Source organism: Knoellia aerolata DSM 18566, assembly GCF_000768695.1.
Classification (GTDB): domain Bacteria; phylum Actinomycetota; class Actinomycetes; order Actinomycetales; family Dermatophilaceae; genus Knoellia; species Knoellia aerolata.
Genome location: NZ_AVPL01000071.1, coordinates 1 through 15,074, shown reverse-complemented (window position 1 = coordinate 15,074; position 15,074 = coordinate 1). Strand labels below are relative to the sequence as shown.

Annotated in this window: 18 protein-coding genes, 1 pseudogene and 1 riboswitch; of the genes and pseudogenes, 4 read left to right on the top strand and 15 right to left on the bottom strand. The window is 73.8% G+C overall.

The features are described from left to right. The 3 genes from N801_RS16895 to hisI all read right to left on the bottom strand — a co-directional run. On the bottom strand, positions 1–244 hold a 244-nt coding region (locus N801_RS16895), incomplete at its 3' end, for a Trp biosynthesis-associated membrane protein (protein ID WP_169744292.1). Then, entirely contained in the window at positions 241–1,809 is a 1,569-nt protein-coding gene (locus tag N801_RS16890; protein WP_035940361.1) for an anthranilate synthase component I, read from the bottom strand. The genes N801_RS16895 and N801_RS16890, both read right to left, overlap by 4 nt. Beyond that, positions 1,806–2,177 carry a phosphoribosyl-AMP cyclohydrolase gene (gene hisI / locus N801_RS16885; RefSeq protein ID WP_035940359.1) on the bottom strand — a complete coding sequence of 124 codons (372 nt, stop codon included), beginning with the start codon at positions 2,175–2,177 and terminating at the stop codon, positions 1,806–1,808. Before hisI ends, N801_RS16890 begins: the two co-directional genes overlap by 4 nt. Before the next feature lie 36 nt (positions 2,178–2,213). Here hisI and N801_RS16880 point away from each other — a divergent pair, with 36 nt between their 5' ends. Both N801_RS16880 and N801_RS16875 read left to right on the top strand, forming a co-directional pair. Continuing rightward, positions 2,214–2,864, top strand: coding sequence for a TIGR03085 family metal-binding protein (locus tag N801_RS16880; protein ID WP_035940357.1), 651 nt, complete (start codon positions 2,214–2,216; stop codon positions 2,862–2,864). Continuing rightward, positions 2,861–3,487 (top strand): hypothetical protein, encoded by a 627-nt coding sequence (locus N801_RS16875; RefSeq protein ID WP_035940355.1) that lies wholly within the window; start codon positions 2,861–2,863, stop codon positions 3,485–3,487. The genes N801_RS16880 and N801_RS16875 overlap by 4 nt, the downstream gene beginning before the upstream one ends. A 1-nt stretch (position 3,488) precedes the next feature. On the opposite strand, the gene hisF is transcribed toward N801_RS16875, so the two are convergent. After that, positions 3,489–4,262, bottom strand: coding sequence for an imidazole glycerol phosphate synthase subunit HisF (gene hisF / locus N801_RS16870; RefSeq protein ID WP_035940353.1), 774 nt, complete (start codon positions 4,260–4,262; stop codon positions 3,489–3,491). A 35-nt stretch (positions 4,263–4,297) separates the two neighbouring features. Here hisF and N801_RS16865 point away from each other — a divergent pair, with 35 nt between their 5' ends. Both N801_RS16865 and N801_RS16860 read left to right on the top strand, forming a co-directional pair. After that, the gene (locus tag N801_RS16865) at positions 4,298–5,407 is read left to right on the top strand and encodes an FUSC family protein (RefSeq protein WP_052113236.1); all 1,110 of its coding nucleotides are present in this window, start codon (positions 4,298–4,300) and stop codon (positions 5,405–5,407) included. 10 nt (positions 5,408–5,417) lie between these two features. Further along, a complete protein-coding gene (locus N801_RS16860; RefSeq protein WP_169744291.1) occupies positions 5,418–7,280 on the top strand; it encodes an MFS transporter in 1,863 nt (620 codons plus the stop codon). 141 nt (positions 7,281–7,421) lie between these two features. Here N801_RS16860 and N801_RS16855 read toward each other — a convergent pair whose 3' ends face one another. The 11 genes and pseudogenes from N801_RS16855 to N801_RS16805 form a co-directional block, all read right to left on the bottom strand. Then, positions 7,422–7,877 carry a PH domain-containing protein gene (locus N801_RS16855; protein WP_245618494.1) on the bottom strand — a complete coding sequence of 152 codons (456 nt, stop codon included), beginning with the start codon at positions 7,875–7,877 and terminating at the stop codon, positions 7,422–7,424. After that, positions 7,865–8,710 (bottom strand): ATP phosphoribosyltransferase, encoded by an 846-nt coding sequence (gene hisG, locus N801_RS16850; RefSeq protein ID WP_035940349.1) that lies wholly within the window; start codon positions 8,708–8,710, stop codon positions 7,865–7,867. Before hisG ends, N801_RS16855 begins: the two co-directional genes overlap by 13 nt. Positions 8,711–8,722: 12 nt before the next feature. Next, positions 8,723–8,986 carry a phosphoribosyl-ATP diphosphatase gene (locus N801_RS16845; protein ID WP_035940347.1) on the bottom strand — a complete coding sequence of 88 codons (264 nt, stop codon included), beginning with the start codon at positions 8,984–8,986 and terminating at the stop codon, positions 8,723–8,725. Next, on the bottom strand, positions 8,983–9,465 hold the full coding sequence (gene ribH, locus N801_RS16840) for a 6,7-dimethyl-8-ribityllumazine synthase (protein ID WP_035940344.1): 483 nt from the start codon (positions 9,463–9,465) through the stop codon (positions 8,983–8,985). Before ribH ends, N801_RS16845 begins: the two co-directional genes overlap by 4 nt. Further along, positions 9,462–10,691 (bottom strand): bifunctional 3,4-dihydroxy-2-butanone-4-phosphate synthase/GTP cyclohydrolase II, encoded by a 1,230-nt coding sequence (locus N801_RS16835; RefSeq protein ID WP_035940343.1) that lies wholly within the window; start codon positions 10,689–10,691, stop codon positions 9,462–9,464. Before N801_RS16835 ends, ribH begins: the two co-directional genes overlap by 4 nt. Next, on the bottom strand, positions 10,688–11,389 hold the full coding sequence (gene pnuC, locus N801_RS16830; RefSeq protein WP_035940341.1) for a nicotinamide riboside transporter PnuC: 702 nt from the start codon (positions 11,387–11,389) through the stop codon (positions 10,688–10,690). The genes N801_RS16835 and pnuC overlap by 4 nt, the downstream gene beginning before the upstream one ends. Then, entirely contained in the window at positions 11,386–12,003 is a 618-nt protein-coding gene (locus tag N801_RS16825; RefSeq protein ID WP_035940338.1) for a riboflavin synthase, read from the bottom strand. Before N801_RS16825 ends, pnuC begins: the two co-directional genes overlap by 4 nt. Next, a complete protein-coding gene (gene ribD, locus N801_RS16820) occupies positions 12,003–13,028 on the bottom strand; it encodes a bifunctional diaminohydroxyphosphoribosylaminopyrimidine deaminase/5-amino-6-(5-phosphoribosylamino)uracil reductase RibD (protein ID WP_035940336.1) in 1,026 nt (341 codons plus the stop codon). Before ribD ends, N801_RS16825 begins: the two co-directional genes overlap by 1 nt. 118 nt (positions 13,029–13,146) lie before the next feature. After that, a riboswitch (FMN riboswitch) is annotated at positions 13,147–13,275 on the bottom strand. Between the two features lie 129 nt (positions 13,276–13,404). Next, positions 13,405–13,968 carry a pentapeptide repeat-containing protein gene (locus N801_RS16815; RefSeq protein ID WP_052113235.1) on the bottom strand — a complete coding sequence of 188 codons (564 nt, stop codon included), beginning with the start codon at positions 13,966–13,968 and terminating at the stop codon, positions 13,405–13,407. A 4-nt stretch (positions 13,969–13,972) separates the two neighbouring features. Further along, complete coding sequence (rpe, locus tag N801_RS16810) at positions 13,973–14,629, bottom strand: ribulose-phosphate 3-epimerase (RefSeq protein ID WP_035940333.1); 657 nt, start codon at positions 14,627–14,629, stop codon at positions 13,973–13,975. A 112-nt stretch (positions 14,630–14,741) separates the two neighbouring features. Next, positions 14,742–15,074 (bottom strand): annotated as a pseudogene (locus tag N801_RS16805) (rRNA small subunit methyltransferase B); the annotation flags it as partial.

Genomic DNA, 15,074 nt, shown 5'->3' with positions numbered 1-15,074 from the left:
CGAGGGCCGCCACTCGCGCGCGCGGGCCGGCCGCCGCCGACGCGACGGCACCGGCGACCACGACGAGGGCGAGGGCGACCACTCCCGCGGCGGCCTCGGCCCCCGTGGCCGAGACCGACGACTGGCCGAGGACGACGTCGTCGACGGACCCGGTGAGCCAGGTGCGGGAGGCGGTCACGACGACGACGAGGGCGCCGAGCACGACGAGGAGGACGAGGACGCCGCGACGACGGAGCAGGCTCACGTCGCCGCCCTCAGGGCGGAGGCGGTCGCCACGGCCCGCAGCACCGCGGTCGCCTTGGCGACGCACTCGTCGTGCTCGTTGCGTGGCACCGAGTCCGCGACGATCCCGGCGCCCGCCTGCACGTGGGCGGTGCCGTCGTCGATGAGGGCGGTCCGGATGGCGATCGCCATGTCGAGGTCGCCGTGGAAGTCGAGGTAGCCGACGACGCCGCCGTAGACGCCGCGGCGCGACGGCTCGTAGCCCTCGATGAGGCTCAGCGCGCGCGGCTTCGGCGCCCCGGAGAGCGTGCCGGCGGGGAACGTGGACACGAGGACGTCGTAGGCGCGGACGCCGTCGCGGATCTCGCCGACGACCGTCGACTCGAGGTGCATGACGTGGCTGTAGCGGCGCACGTCCATGAACTCGACGACGTCGACGGTCCCGGGCCGGCACACCCGGCCGAGGTCGTTGCGGCCGAGGTCGACGAGCATGACGTGCTCGGAGCGCTCCTTGGGGTCGGCGAGGAGGTCCTCGGCCAGCCGGACGTCGTCCTCGGGGGACTTCCCGCGCGGCCGCGACCCGGCGATGGGGTGGGTGATGGCCCGGCTGCCCGTCACCTTGACGAGCGCCTCGGGAGAGCTGCCGACGACGTCGTATGCCGTCCCGTCCGGTCGCGTGAACCGGAAGAGGTACATGTACGGGCTGGGGTTGCCCGCCCGCAGCGCGCGGTAGACGTCGAGCGCGTCGGCCGGGCACGGCATCGAGAAGCGCTGCGACAGCACGACCTGGAACACCTCGCCGGCGCGGATGTCCTCCTTGGCGCTCTCGACCATGGCCTCGTAGTCGTCGCGGCTGAGGTTGCCGGTGACGGTGCGGAGCGCGTCGTCCACGACGTCGGTGTCCACGACCGAGACGGTGCTCTCCGCGGGCGCGGCCAGGTCGCGCGTCATGGTGTCGAGGCGGGCGACGGCATCGGCCCAGGCCTGCTCGACCCGGTCGTCGGTGGCGTCGTAGTTGAGCGCGTTGGCGATGAGCAGCACGGAGCCGTCGGAGTGGTCGAGGACGGCGAGGTCGGTGGCGAGCATCATCGCGATCTCGGGGAGGTGCAGCACGTCGGGGGTGGTCGAGGGGACCTTCTCCCAGCGGCGCACCGCGTCGTACGAGATCATCCCGACCATGCCGCCGGTGAGCGGCGGCAGTCCCGGGATCGGGTCGGTCGCGAGCGCGGCGACGGTGTCGCGCAGCGCCTCGGTGGCGAGCCCGCCGGTGGGCACGCCGGCGGGGGGCTCGCCGATCCAGTGGGCCTCACCGTCCTTCTCGGTGAGGGTGGCGCGGCTCGCGGCGCCGATGATCGAGTAGCGCGACCACACCCCGCCGTGCTCGGCCGACTCGAGGAGGAAGGTCCCGGGCCGGTTGCGGGCGAGCTTGCGGTAGAGCCCGACCGGCGTCTCGGCGTCGGCCATGAGCCGTCGGACGACCGGGACGACCCGGCGGCCCTCGGCGAGCACCGAGAAGAGGTCCAGCGAGGGCCACGTGGCACCGAAGGCAAGGTCGGGCGAGGGCTGGGGCTGGGGCTGGGCGCTCACGCGGGCACGTCCCCCACCACGACGTCGAGGTCACCGGCGTCGAAGCAGGTGCGGTCACCCGTGTGGCAGGCCGCACCGACCTGGTGGACCTGCACGAGGAGCGCGTCACCGTCGCAGTCGACGGCCACCGACCGCACGTACTGCGCGTGACCGGAGGTGTCGCCCTTGCGCCAGTACTCCTGGCGGCTGCGGGACCAGAAGGTCACCCGGCCCTCGGTCAGCGTGCGACGGACCGCCTCGACGTCCATCCACCCGAGCATGAGGACCTCGTGGCTGTCGTGCTGCTGGACGACGGCGGCGACGAGGCCGGCGTCGTCGAAACGGAGTCGGCTGGAGACGGTGGGGTCGAGGTCGGGCACGGACGCCATTGTGCCGCGCGGCAGGGCAGAGGCGAGGATGGGCCCATGTCGGACACCTCCCCAGCCCTCGCCCGCCAGGAGCGCCTCGCGCTCTGCGACACCTTCGAGGCGGTGGGTCCGGACGCACCTACGCTGTGCTCGCCGTGGACCACCCGCGACCTCGCGGCGCACCTCGTCGTCCGGGAGGGTCGTCCCGACCTCTCGTCGGGCATCTGGCTCCCCTTCCTCAGGGAGCGGACCGAGCGGGAGCAGGCGCGGATCGCCGCCCAGCCGTGGCCGGACCTCGTCGAGGCCGTGCGCTCGGGTCCGCCCGCGTGGCACCCGGCCCGCCTGCCCGCGGTCGACAACGCGGCGAACCTCGCCGAGATGGTCGTCCACCACGAGGACGTGCTCCGCGGTGACGGCGCGCCGGGTCCGCGCCGGGAGCCGTCCGCACACCTCGAGGCCGCTGCGTGGTCGCTCCTCACCCGGATGGGCCGGCTCCTCTTCCGGCGGGTGCCCGACGGGGTGCTGCTCGTCGCCCCCGGTCGCGAGGCGCTCACGGTGAGAAGCGGGGAGTCCACCGTGACGGTGACGGGAGCCCCGCTGGAGCTGTTGCTCACGGCATACGGACGTCGTGGGGTCGCGGACGTCGAGGTGACCGGGCCCGAGGAGGCGGTCGCACGCTTCGAGGCCGCCCGCTTCGGCCTCTCGTGACGGCGTCCCCCTCGGGTCCTCGCGTCCTCACGGCGATCCGCGACGAGTTCTCGCCGTGGCTCCTCGTCATCACCGCCGTGCTCGCCGTCGCGAGCGTGCTCACGACCTGGAGCTCCATGGGCGACGCCGAGGGCGACGGCCCGGGGCTGCTCGTCCCGATCGCCGCACCCGCGGTCGTGGCCGCGTGGGCCTGCCTCGAGCTCTTCTGGCGCGACACGGTGATGCCGCTGCCCACGCGGCTGTTCCTCGCGTGCGTCAGCGCCCCCCTGCCGGCGGCGCTGGCGAGCGCCCTCGTCGTCGGTGGCCTGAGCGCCCTGCCCGCCGCCGGCCGGACGGTCCGCGCCGCGAGCGAGGCCAACGGCGGCTTCCACTACTGGTGGGACGACGGCGTGGGGGCGATCACGGGGGTGTGGACGTTCTTCGGCAGCTGGGGCATCGGCGGCGCGGCCGGGCTCGGTGTGCTGCTCGTCGTCGTGCTGCCGATCCTGTCCTGGATCCGCACCGACGAGGTGCTCGACGGGACGAGGGTCGAGCGTCACCGGCAGGGACGGGTCATCATCACCGGCGTCTACGTGGCCCTCGCGGCCGTCGTCGTCGGGCTGTGCGTGACCTACCTGCTCTGACCTAGCGGACGGGGTGGCCGTCGGCCCGGAGCGCGTCCTTGACCTGGCCGATCGTCAGGTCGCCGAAGTGGAAGACGCTGGCCGCGAGCACGGCGTCGGCGCCGGCCCGCACGGCGGGTGCGAAGTGCTCCACCGCCCCGGCACCGCCGCTGGCGATGACGGGGACCGTCACCTCGCGGCGCACGCGGGCGATGAGGTCGAGGTCGAACCCGGCCCTGGTGCCGTCGGCGTCCATCGAGTTGAGCAGGATCTCCCCGGCGCCGAGCTCGGCGGCGCGCACGCACCACTCGATGGCGTCGAGGCCGGTGCCGGTGCGCCCGCCGTGGGTGGTCACCTCGACGTCGTCGGTGGGCCGGCCGTCGTCGCCGCGACGCCGCCGCACGTCGGCCGACAGGACGAGCACCTGCGACCCGAAGCGGTCCGCGGTCTCGGCGATGAGCTCGGGGCGCGCGATGGCGGCCGTGTTGACACCGACCTTGTCGGCGCCGCTGCGCAGCAGGCGGTCCACGTCGTCGACGGTGCGCACTCCCCCGCCGACGGTGAGTGGGATGAAGACCTGTTCGGCGGTGCGGCGCACGACGTCGTAGGTCGTCGCCCGGTCACCGCTGCTCGCCGTGACGTCGAGGAAGGTGAGCTCGTCGGCGCCCTGCTCGCCGTAGCTGCGGGCGAGCTCGACGGGATCCCCGGCGTCGCGGAGGTTCTCGAAGTTCACGCCCTTGACCACCCGCCCGGCGTCGACGTCGAGGCAGGGGATGACACGGATGGCGACACTCACGCGGGCAGGCTATCCGGCAGGGGATGATGCCGGGTATGCCGTCCGCCAGCGACCTGCCCGCCCGCGTCGCCGCGCGGTCGCGCTCCGAGGCGCGGGACCGCACCACCCGGGTCGCGGCGCGGATGGCCTTCATCGTCCAGTGCGGAGTCGGGGCAGCGCTGGCGTGGTGGCTCGCGAAGGACGTCTTCGACCACCCGCTGCCCTTCTTCGCGCCGGTGACGGCGATCATCACGCTCGGCATGTCCTACGGCCAGCGTGTCCGGCGCGCCGCCGACGTCATGGTCGGTGTGGCCATCGGGGTCCTCATCGGCGACGTGTTCGCCCACGTGTTCGGGACCGGGATCCTCCAGCTCCTCGTCGTGGTCGTGCTCGCGATGACGATCGCGTCGCTGTTCGGCGCGGGCCTGCTCATCACCATCCAGGCGGGCGTGCAGTCCGCCATCATCACGACCCTCGTGGCCGCTCCCGGGCAGGCCTTCACCCGCTGGCTCGACGCCGTCATCGGGGGCGGGGTCGCCCTCGTCATTAGCGTCCTCGTCCCCGCGACCGGGCTGCAGCGACCGCGGCAGCGCGCCGCCCTCGTCGTGCAGGAGATCGGGGCGATCCTCACCGACACCGTGGCGGCCCTGCGGACCGGGGACGAGGAGCTCGCCCGGCGCACCCTCGCCCGGGCCCGGGCCTCGGAGTCGATGCTCGCCGACCTCCGCTCGCTCTCGGCCGAGGGCGTCGCCGTCGTCCGGCTCTCGCCGTTCCGCCGCCGCCACCTGCCCGGTGTCCAGGCGGTCGCCGACCTGCTCGAGCCGCTCGACCGCGCGATCCGCAACCTGCGGGTGCTCGTGCGCCGGGCCGCCACCGGGGTGCGGCGCGACGAGGTCGTGCCGCCGGCCTACGTCGACCTCGTCGAGGAGCTCGCGCGATCGTGCGACGACATCGCCCGCCAGCTGCACGAGCGGCAGCAGCCGCTCACCGCGCGAGCCGGGCTCGAGCGGCTGGGACGGCGCAGCGTCCTGCCCGACCCCCACGCCGGCCTCTCCGGCGAGGTCATCCGCGGGCAGGTCCGCTCCATGGTCGTCGACCTGCTCGTGCTCACCGGCATGAGCGTCGAGGAGGCGACCACCCACGTGCCGGTGTCGCCCTCACCCTAGGGTTGCCGTCGTGGAGACGGTGCTGCCCGAGGGCCTGGTGGACCGGGTGAGGAGCCTCGTCGACGAGCGCGGCCCCCGGTGCGGCCCCGTGGCGGTCGTGGCCGTCGACGGACCCAGCGGCTCCGGCAAGACGACCCTCGCCGCCGCGCTGGCCGGCGACCTCGGAGCCAGGCTCCTCCACGTCGACGACATGCACCAGGGATGGACCGGGCTGGCGAGGACCGTCGCCCTGACGCAGGGCTCCCTCATCGAGGCGTGGCAGGGCGGGTCGGCGCCGAGCCACCCGACGTGGGACTGGGACCGCGACACCCGGGGCCCGGACGTGCCCGTCGACGCACCGGCGCTCGTCGTCCTCGAAGGGGTCGGGGCGTTCGCCATCGCCGGCGACCGGGCGAGTGCCACCGTCTGGGTGGAGGCACCGGCGGACGAACGCCGCACCCGTGCGATCGCCCGCGACGGAGAGGTGTTCGCCTCGCACTGGGACGAGTGGGCCGACCAGGAGCGCCGGCTGTGGGCCGCTGCGCCCGCCTCCCCCGGCGCCCCCGGTTCCCCCGGTGCTCCCGGTGCTCCCGGTGCTCCTGCCTCCCCCGCGGCACACTCGGCCCGCGACGCCGACGTCCGGATCGACACGGGGTCGTCGGCCGGGACCGGCGGGCCGGTGTCCGCGGCGCGCGCGGCGCCCGCGGCGCCGGCGGGTGGTCCGTCGCTGGGGCTCGTCGTCCTCGGCGTCGTCGCCGTCTCGTTGAGCCTGCGCACGCTCATGACGGCGCTCCCGCCGCTCCTCCCCCGCATCCGCGAGGACCTCGGGCTGAGCTCGGTCTGGCTGGGCGTGCTGACGACCCTCCCGGTGCTCTGCATGGGGCTGCTCGCCCCGGCAGCGGCCCGCGTCGGGCTGCGCCTCGGCGCCGCCCGCAGCATCTCCATCGCGATGGTCGCCGTCGCCGTCGGCAACCTCACCCGGGCCTTCTCGGACGAGGTCGCCGCGCTCTACCTCGGGACCCTGTGCGCCGGCGCGGGGATCGCCCTCGCCGGGACGCTGCTTCCGGGGCTCGTCAAGGGCTTCTTCCCGGCCGGACGCGCCGGCCTGGCGACCGGCCTGCAGATGCTCGCCATGATGGGTGGCGCCGCCGTCGCCGCGGCCGTGTCCGTCCCGCTCGCCGATGCTGCCGGCGGGTGGCCGCTCGCGCTCGGGTTCTGGGGGCTCGTCGCCGTGGGCGGGGTGCTCCTGTGGCTGCCCGTCGACCGGGCCGTGCACCGCGGTGGCGACCACGACCAGCACCCCGCCGACCTCGCCCACGGGCTGCCGTGGCGCAGCAGGACCGCGTGGCTCGTCGCGGCGTTCCTCGCGGTGCAGTCGTGGCAGTTCTACTCGACCCTCGCCTGGTTCTCCCCGACCTACGTCGACCACGGCTGGGACGCGCGCGACGCGGGGCTGCTGCTCTCGGTCTTCACCGGCGCCCAGTTCGTCTCCGGCCTCGTCGGCCCGGCGATCACCGACCGGGTCGGCGACTGGCGGATCCCGCTCGTCGGGGCCGGGGTGTTCGGCCTCGCCGGCCAGACCGGCGTGTGGGCCGCACCGGACGCGGCGCCCTGGCTGTGGGCGGTCCTGCTCGGGACCGCGCAGGGCGCCTCGTTCGCGATCGGGATGGTCCTGCTCGTCCGGTACGCCGTGTCACCGGCCGCCGCCGCCCGGTTCACCGCGATGGCGTTCCTCTTCTCGTACACCGTCGCCTCGCTGGGGCCGACGACGATGGGTGCGCTCCGTGACCTGTCCGGCGCCTACTCGACGATCTGGCTCGTGCTCGCGGGGCTCATGGTCGTGCAGATCGGCGCCGCCCTCGTGCTCCACCCGGCCCGCGAACGCGTCCGCTGACCCGTCCCCAACTCGCCAATTCCCCTCGTTCGGTACACCGCGGGATCGGCGGGACCGGCTCGGGAGCCGGGTGTGGCGTCGCGAGCCGCATCGATCCGGCTCGCGACCGGACGACCGGCTCGGGAGCCGGGACTCGCGGGGTCAGGCGCGGTGGCGGGAGGCGGCGATGAGCTCGGCGAGGCGCTGCGCCTCACCGCGTGAGGACTCGCCGTCGGCCCGCTGGATGGCCATGACGGCCACCGTCTCGGTGTCACGCAGGTGGAGGGTGGCCCACGGGTCGCCCTCGTCGAAGGTCACGTCCCGGATCTCGTCCCAGGCGACGTGGCGCCGGCCGACGAGGTTGCGCACGGTGATGCCCGACTCGTCCGGGACGGCGCTGATGCTCGCCCACTGCCACAGGGCCCCGGCGAGGACGACTCCGATGACGACCATCATGACCCGGTCGGCCACGACCCAGCCGCCCTCGGCGACCCCGGCGACGAGGAGCGCGAGGACGACGAACAGCACGAGGGAGACGACCGCCATGACGATCGCCATGAGCCGGCCGCGTCGCGACCTGAACGGCTCGGCCGACACCGGCTGGGTCACAACCGGCACGCGGCGATGTCGGTGACGAGGATCGCGCGGGCGCCCATCTCGTAGAGGCGGTCCATCACCTGGTTGGTGCCGGATCGCGGGACCATGGCGCGGACGGCCTTCCACTCGGGGTTCTGCAGGCTCGAGACCGTGGGCGACTCCAGGCCGGGCGTGATGGCGCACGCCTCGTCGACGAGCGTGGCCGGGACGTCGTAGTCGAGCATGACGTAGTGGCGGGCAGTGACGACACCGAGCAGCCGGCGACGCAGCACCTCGATGGCCGCGACCTGGTCGCTGCCCTCGCGGCGGATGAGGACGGCCTCGCTGCGCAGGATCGGGTCACCGAAGACCTCGAGCCCCTGGCTGCGCAGGGTCCCGCCGGTCTCGACGACGTCGGCGATGACGTCGGCCACGCCGAGGGTGATCGCGGTCTCGACGGCCCCGTCGAGGCGGACGACCTCGGCCTGGACCCCGTGCTCCGCGAGGTGCTTCTCGACGAGTCCCTGGTAGCTCGTGGCGACGCGGCGACCGGCGATGTCGGCGAGGGCGGCGACGGAACCGGGGCGGCCGGCATACCGGAAGGTCGACTGGCCGAAGCCGAGCGCCATGACCTCGGACGCGGCGCTGCCGGAGTCGAGCAGGAGGTCACGACCCGTGATCCCGCAGTCGACGGTGCCGGAGCCGACGTAGACGGCGATGTCGCGCGGGCGCAGGTAGAACAGCTCGACCCCGTTGGCCTCGTCGGTGACGACGAGCTCCTTGGCGTCGCGGCGGGTGCGGTAGCCCGACTCGCGCAGCATGTCGCCCGCGGCGTCGGAGAGGGAGCCCTTGTTGGGCACGGCAATTCGCAGCATGGTGTCTCTGTCTCAGAGGTGGGTGTAGACGTCGTCGAGGGTCAGGCCCTTGGCGACCATGAGGACCTGCAGGTGGTAGAGCAGCTGCGAGATCTCCTCGGCGGCGCGCTCGTCGCTCTCGTGCTCGGCGGCCATCCAGACCTCGGCGGCCTCCTCGACGATCTTCTTCCCGATGGCGTGCACCCCGGCGTCGAGCTGCGCGACGGTGCCCGAGCCCTCCGGACGCGTCACGGCCTTGTCGGTGAGCTCGGCGAACAGGGCGTCGAAGGTCTTCACGCGTCAATCGTACGAGGGGCCAGCTCGCGCAACGTCACGGCCGTGGCGACGGCGGCCATCGCCGCCTCCCCGCCCTTGTCCTCGCTCGACCCCGGCAGGCCGGCCCGGGCCAGCGCCTGCTCGGCCGTGTCGCAGGTGAGGACGCCGAAGCCGATGGGAACGCCGGTGCGGGTGCTGACGTCGGTGAGCCCGTGCGTCACGCCCGAGCACACGTAGTCGAAGTGGGGCGTACCACCGCGGATGACGACGCCGAGCGCAACGAGCGCGTCATGGGTCGGCGCGAGCCGCGCGCACGCGACCGAGAGCTCGACGGTGCCGGGTACCCGGACGACCGGGACGTCGGTGAGACCCACCTCGGCGAGCGCGGCGACGGCGCCGTCGACGAGCCCGTCCATCACCGCCCTGTGCCAGCTCGCAGCGACGATGGCGACCCTGAGGCCGGCGCCGTCGGTCTGCACCAGGGGTGCTCCTGCCTTCATGCGGTCGCCTCCGTGGCGTCGTGGGAGTCGAGGACGAGGTCGTGACCGAGGCGGTCGCGCTTGGTGCGCAGGTACGCCGCGTTCGTCGCCACCGGGGCGACCTGGAGCCGCTCGACCGTGGCGACCTCGATGCCGGCGCCGCGGACGGCCTCGACCTTGTCCGGGTTGTTGGTGAGGAGCCGGACCGTGCCGACCCCCAGGTCGTGCAGGATCGCGGTCGCCGCGGCGTAGTCGCGGTCGTCGATGGGCAGCCCCAGCTCGACCTGGGCCGCGACCGTGTCGGCTCCGCCGTCCTGGACGGCATACGCGGCGATCTTGTCGGCGAGACCGACACCGCGGCCCTCGTGACCCCGCACGTAGACGACGACGCCACCCTCGCGGGCCACGCGGGTCCGGGCGCGACGCAGCTGGGGGCCGCAGTCGCAGCGCGCCGAGCCGAACACGTCACCGGTGAGGCACTCGCTGTGCAGGCGCGTGAGCACGGGCCCCGTCCCGAGGCCGCGCGGGCTGACGAGGGCGAGGTGCTCGTCACCGGTGAGGGAGTCGCGGTAGGCGTGGGCGGTGAACGTCCCGTCCTCGGTCGGCAGGGTCGTGGTCGCGTGGCGGGTGACGCGGTCGTGCCGCTGGCGGTGCGTGACGAGCTGCTCGATGGTGATGACCGGCAGGTCGTGCTCGGCGCCGAGGTCGAGGACCGCCGGGAGCCGCATCATCGTGCCGTCGTCGTGGGTCAGCTCGGCGATCGCGCCGACCGGGGCCAGGCCGGCCAGGCGGCACAGGTCGACGGCGGCCTCGGTGTGGCCGGGCCGCACGAGCACGCCTCCCTCGCGGGCCCGCAGCGGCACGACGTGGCCGGGCCGCACGAAGTCGCCGGCGCCGGCCGACGGGTCGGCGAGGAGGCGCACGGTGAGGGCGCGGTCGGCCGCGCTGATGCCCGTCGTCACGCCCTGCGCCGCGTCGACCGTGACCGTGTATGCCGTCCGCAACCGGTCCGCGTTGTCCCGCACCATGAGCGGGAGGTCGAGGCGGTCGGCCAGCGCGTCCGTCACCGGCGCGCAGACGTAGCCCGACGAGTGGCGGATCGTCCATGCCATCCACGCGTCGGTGAGCGTCTCGGCGGCGAGCACGACGTCGCCCTCGTTCTCACGGTGCTCGTCGTCGGTCACGAGGACCGGCCGCCCGGCGCGCAGTGCGGCGAGGGCCTCCTCGATGCTCGAGAGGGCGCTCATGTCATCGCCTCGGTCAGCTCGCGCTGCGGGTCGCGTTCCTCGCGGGAGGCCTTGAGCCACACCGTGAAGCCGTAGAGCACCAGGGCGCCGTACACGGCATACAGGACGGCGGACGGGTAGAACTTCGAGTGCCACAGCAGCGGGACGCCGACGAGGTCGACGGCGATCCACATGAGCCAGAAGTCGTTCCAGCCCCGGGCCATCGCGTACGTCGCGAGCATCGACCCGACGAAGATCCACGCGTCGCACCAGAAGTACCAGCGCGGCGCCGGCCAGGCCGCGCCGATCGTCGCGAACACCCACTGGCCGATGAGGACGCCACCGACCCAGACCCCCAGGTAGCCCGCGCGCTCACGAACCGTGGCCCACCGCGGCGTGATGGCGGGGGCGTCGGCGCCCCGTGCCTTGCGGTGCTCCTGCCAGCGCCACCAGCCGTAGACGCTGGTGAGGATGAAGAAGACCTGGCGCCCGGCCTGCCCGTAGAGGGTCTGCTGCTGGGGGTTGGCGAAGGCGACCCCGAAGAAGACGGTGAAGAGCAGGAGGTTGCCGATGATGCCGACCGGCCACGCCCAGACGCGGCGGCGCATGCCACCGATCGCCGAGGCGAACCCGAAGACGTTGCCGACGACCTCGCGCCACAGGATGTGCGACGAGCCGATGGTCAGCTGGGCCTCGAAGAGACGCTCGAGCCAGTTCATGCGATGACCTCCGTGGTGGGACGTGTGCTGAGGAGCCGCTCGACGTACTTCGCGAGCACGTCGACCTCGAGGTTGACGGCGTCACCGACCGCCCGTGTCCCGAGGGTCGTGAGGGCGAGGGTGGTGGGGATGAGGGAGACGCTGAACGTCGTGTCGGTCACGGCCGAGACGGTGAGGCTGACGCCGTCGACGGTGACCGAGCCCTTCTCGACGACGTAGCGGGCGAGGGAGGCGGGCAGCGTGAACGTCACGACCTCCCAGCGGTCGCCCGGGAGGCGTTCGAGCACGCTCGCGGTGCCGTCGACGTGGCCCTGGACGATGTGCCCGCCGAAGCGGCTGGAGGCGGCCATCGCCCGCTCGAGGTTGACGGGGTCGCCGGGGCTCAGCGCACCGAGGCTGCTGCGGGACAGCGTCTCGGCCATGACGTCGACGGTGAACCACCCCGCGTCGGTGTCGTGCTCGACGACGGTGAGGCAGACGCCGTTGACCGAGATCGAGGCCCCGTGGACGGCGTCGCTCGTCACGAGCGGACCGGTGAGGGTCAGGCGGGCCGACGTCTCGCCCGGGGTCACGTCGCTGACGTGCCCGAGCTCTTCGACGATGCCGGTGAACATCAGAGGGTCTCCTGGAGGGTGGCGGTGATGCGGATGTCGTGGCCGACGACGCGGGTGTCGGTGGGGTCGAGCCGGAGGGCGTCGGCGATGGTCGTGATGCCGAGGTCGCTCACCGACGGTCGCCCGCGACCGAGGAGGACGGGCGCGACGTAGGCGACGATCTCGTCGACGAGGCCGTCGGCCATGAAGGCTGCCGCGACGGTCGGGCCGCCCTCGAGCCAGACGTGGTGGATCTCGCGGGCGGCGAGCGCGGTGAGGACCTCCCGCGGGCTGCGGGTGCGCAGGTGCAGCGTCTCGGCGGCGTCGTCGAACAGCCGTGCGTCGCTCGGGAGGTCACGCTGACCCATGACGACGCGCAGCGGCTGGCGCTCGTGCAGCGAGCCGTCGGGGAGGCGGACCGTGAGCCGGGGGTTGTCGTTGAGCGCGGTGCCGGTGCCGATGAGGATCGCGCCGCACCTGGCCCGTTGCTCGTGCACGTCGGCGCGGGCCTCGGGCCCGGTGATCCACTGGCTGGTGCCGTCGGCGGCGGCACTGCGGCCGTCGAGGGTCGTCGCGAGCTTCCACGTGACCCACGGCCGGCCGGTCCGCTTGAGGTGCAGCCACGTGCGGTTGAGCGCCTCCGACGCCGTCCGGAGAACACCCCCCTCGGTGGAGACCCCCTGCTCCGCCAGCCAGGCGGCTCCCCCGGCGGCCGAGGCGTTCGGGTCGGGGACGGCATACATGACGCGGGTGATGCCGGCGGCAGCGAGCGCGTGCGAGCACGGCTCGGTGCGGCCGGTGTGGTGGCACGGCTCGAGGGTGACGTAGGCCGTGCAGCCCCTGGCCCGCTCGCCGGCGGCGGCCAGCGCGGCGGCCTCCGCGTGCGGGGTGCCGGCGCCACGGTGCCAGCCCTCGGCGACGAGCGTCCCGTCCGGGCCGACGAGGACGCATCCGACGCGTGGGTTGGGGTCGGCCTCGGGGCCGTTCGCGGCGAGCTCGAGGGCGCGCAGCATCCACGGTGCGTCGGTCGTGCTCGGCTGCTGCATCGTCCTGCCCTCGTGCTCGAGACCTGTGGGTCGAGCTCCGGGGGACGTGCGTGCGGGCGGGCACCGCCGCCGCCACGGAAGGTGACGTCGGACGGCGCGACCTCGAAGGTCCCGCTGTCGCGTGCTGCCTACCATCCGGACTCTCACCGTCGGTCTGGGAGTTCCACCCAGTCAACCGGCCGCTGGCTGCGGTCGGGTCGCGGACTGTCACCGCCGGTTCGGAATTGCACCGACCCCGGAGCACGTCGTTGCTCAGTATGCCGCAGCCGCACCCGTGCGCGAATCGGTGTCCACCGTGACCTCCCCCACGCCCCCGCCGCCTCGTGTGCCCGAGCGCGGGTCCTGGCTCGCGCCCAGTCACACGAGGCCGGGGGGTTCAGGTGATGGTGACCCCGAAGGGCGCGAGCAGGCCGGGGGTCGCGTCGAGGTCGAGGCGCGCGCCCTTGAGGCGGTTCTCGCGCGGGTCGAGTGCGAGGCCGCGGGTGCCGCGCAGGTCCGCGTCGCGCAGGTCGCTCCGCGCGAACCTCGCGCCTGACAGCTCCGAACCGGCGAGGACGGCCCGACGCAGGTCGGCCTCGCTGAAGTCGACGTCGGTGAGGACGCAGTCCTCGAAGGTGAAGCCGGTGAGGTCGAGCCCCGCGAAGGTCGACCCGTCGAGGCGACACCGCTCGAAGCGCAGCGGCTGGGCCAGCATCGACCCGGCCCCGGTCACGGTCCAGTTCACGGCGAGCATCTTGCAGCCCACGAAGGTGCAGTCGACGAAGCGGGTGTCGGTGAGCCGCGTCATCGACAGGTTGCAGCCCGTGAAGGTGCAGTCCTCGAAGACGGAGTCGACGACCGCGGCGCTCTCCCAGCTCAGCCCGGCCAGCTCCTGACCGAGCACGTCCCGGCCGCGGAGGACCTCGCCGGCCGCGAGTGAGGCGACGTCGTCGGTGGCCACGCGCTCAGTGGCGGTGCTTGGTCGCGAGCGCGCGCAGCTCGTCGACGGCGGCCGCGGCGGACTCGGCCCCGTAGACCGCGGACCCGGCGACGAAGACGTCGGCCCCCGCCTCGGCGCACTGCTCGATCGTCGAGGCCGACACCCCGCCGTCGACCTGGATCCACACCTGGCCGCCGTGCTTGTCGACGGCGGCGCGCACCTCGGCGACCTTGGGCATCTGGTCGGCCATGAACGACTGCCCACCGAACCCGGGCTCGACCGTCATGACGAGCACCATGTCGAGCTCCGGCAGCAGCTCGGCCCAGGGCGCCCACGGCGTGCCCGGCTTGATCGCCAGGCCGGCCCGCGCCCCGGCGGCTCGCAGCGTCCGTGCGAGGGTCCGGGGGTCGCGGGCGGCCTCGGCGTGGAACGTCACCGACTGGGCGCCGGCCTCCGCGTACGCCGGGGCCCACCGGTCGGGGTCCTCGATCATGAGGTGGCAGTCGAGCGGGATCGGCGAGACCTTGAGCAGGGCCTCGACGACGGGGAGCCCCAGCGTGAGGTTCGGCACGAAGTGGTTGTCCATGACGTCGACGTGGGCCCAGTCGGCGTTCGAGATCGCGTCGAGCTCGGAGCGGAGGTCGGCGAAGTCTGCGGAGAGGATCGACGGTGAGATCTGCACGGCGCTCACCCTAGCGACGCGACCGCCCCGACCCCCACCCCCGGGTGCAGCGTCTGCGTCGATGGTCGAGAACCTCACCATCCGCGCAGACGCAAGCGGGGGTGGGGCGGGGTCAGGACGTCTTGCGCAGCAGGGTGAAGAACATCGCGTCGGTGCCGTGCACGTGTGGCCACAGCTGGACGGCCGGCCCGTCGCCGAGGTCGTGCAGCACCTCGCCCGAGGCGTCCCGGAAGAGGTCCCGCGCATCGACGACCTCGACGTCGTCGCGCTTCTTGAGCACGTCGCGGACGACGAAGGTCGTCTCCGCCGGGTGCGGGCTGCACGTCGCGTAGCCGACGAGCCCGCCGGGCGCGACGGCGTCGAGGGCGCTGCGCAGCAGGTCGCGCTGGAGCGGCCCGAGCTGGGCGAGGTCACCGGGCTGGCGGCGCCAGCGCGCCTCGGGGCG

What these genes read in the sequence shown, in the direction of transcription:
- N801_RS16825 (WP_035940338.1), bottom strand. Translation starts at nt 12,003, where the DNA reads ATGTTCACCGGCATCGTCGAAGAGCTCGGGCACGTCAGCGACGTGACC.
- hisI (WP_035940359.1), bottom strand. Translation starts at nt 2,177, where the DNA reads ATGGCGTCCGTGCCCGACCTCGACCCCACCGTCTCCAGCCGACTCCGT.
- pnuC (WP_035940341.1), bottom strand. Translation starts at nt 11,389, where the DNA reads ATGAACTGGCTCGAGCGTCTCTTCGAGGCCCAGCTGACCATCGGCTCG.
- N801_RS16865 (WP_052113236.1), top strand. Translation starts at nt 4,298, where the DNA reads ATGCCGTCCGCCAGCGACCTGCCCGCCCGCGTCGCCGCGCGGTCGCGC.
- ribD (WP_035940336.1), bottom strand. Translation starts at nt 13,028, where the DNA reads ATGCAGCAGCCGAGCACGACCGACGCACCGTGGATGCTGCGCGCCCTC.
- ribH (WP_035940344.1), bottom strand. Translation starts at nt 9,465, where the DNA reads ATGAAGGCAGGAGCACCCCTGGTGCAGACCGACGGCGCCGGCCTCAGG.
- N801_RS16835 (WP_035940343.1), bottom strand. Translation starts at nt 10,691, where the DNA reads ATGAGCGCCCTCTCGAGCATCGAGGAGGCCCTCGCCGCACTGCGCGCC.
- hisG (WP_035940349.1), bottom strand. Translation starts at nt 8,710, where the DNA reads ATGCTGCGAATTGCCGTGCCCAACAAGGGCTCCCTCTCCGACGCCGCG.
- N801_RS16880 (WP_035940357.1), top strand. Translation starts at nt 2,214, where the DNA reads ATGTCGGACACCTCCCCAGCCCTCGCCCGCCAGGAGCGCCTCGCGCTC.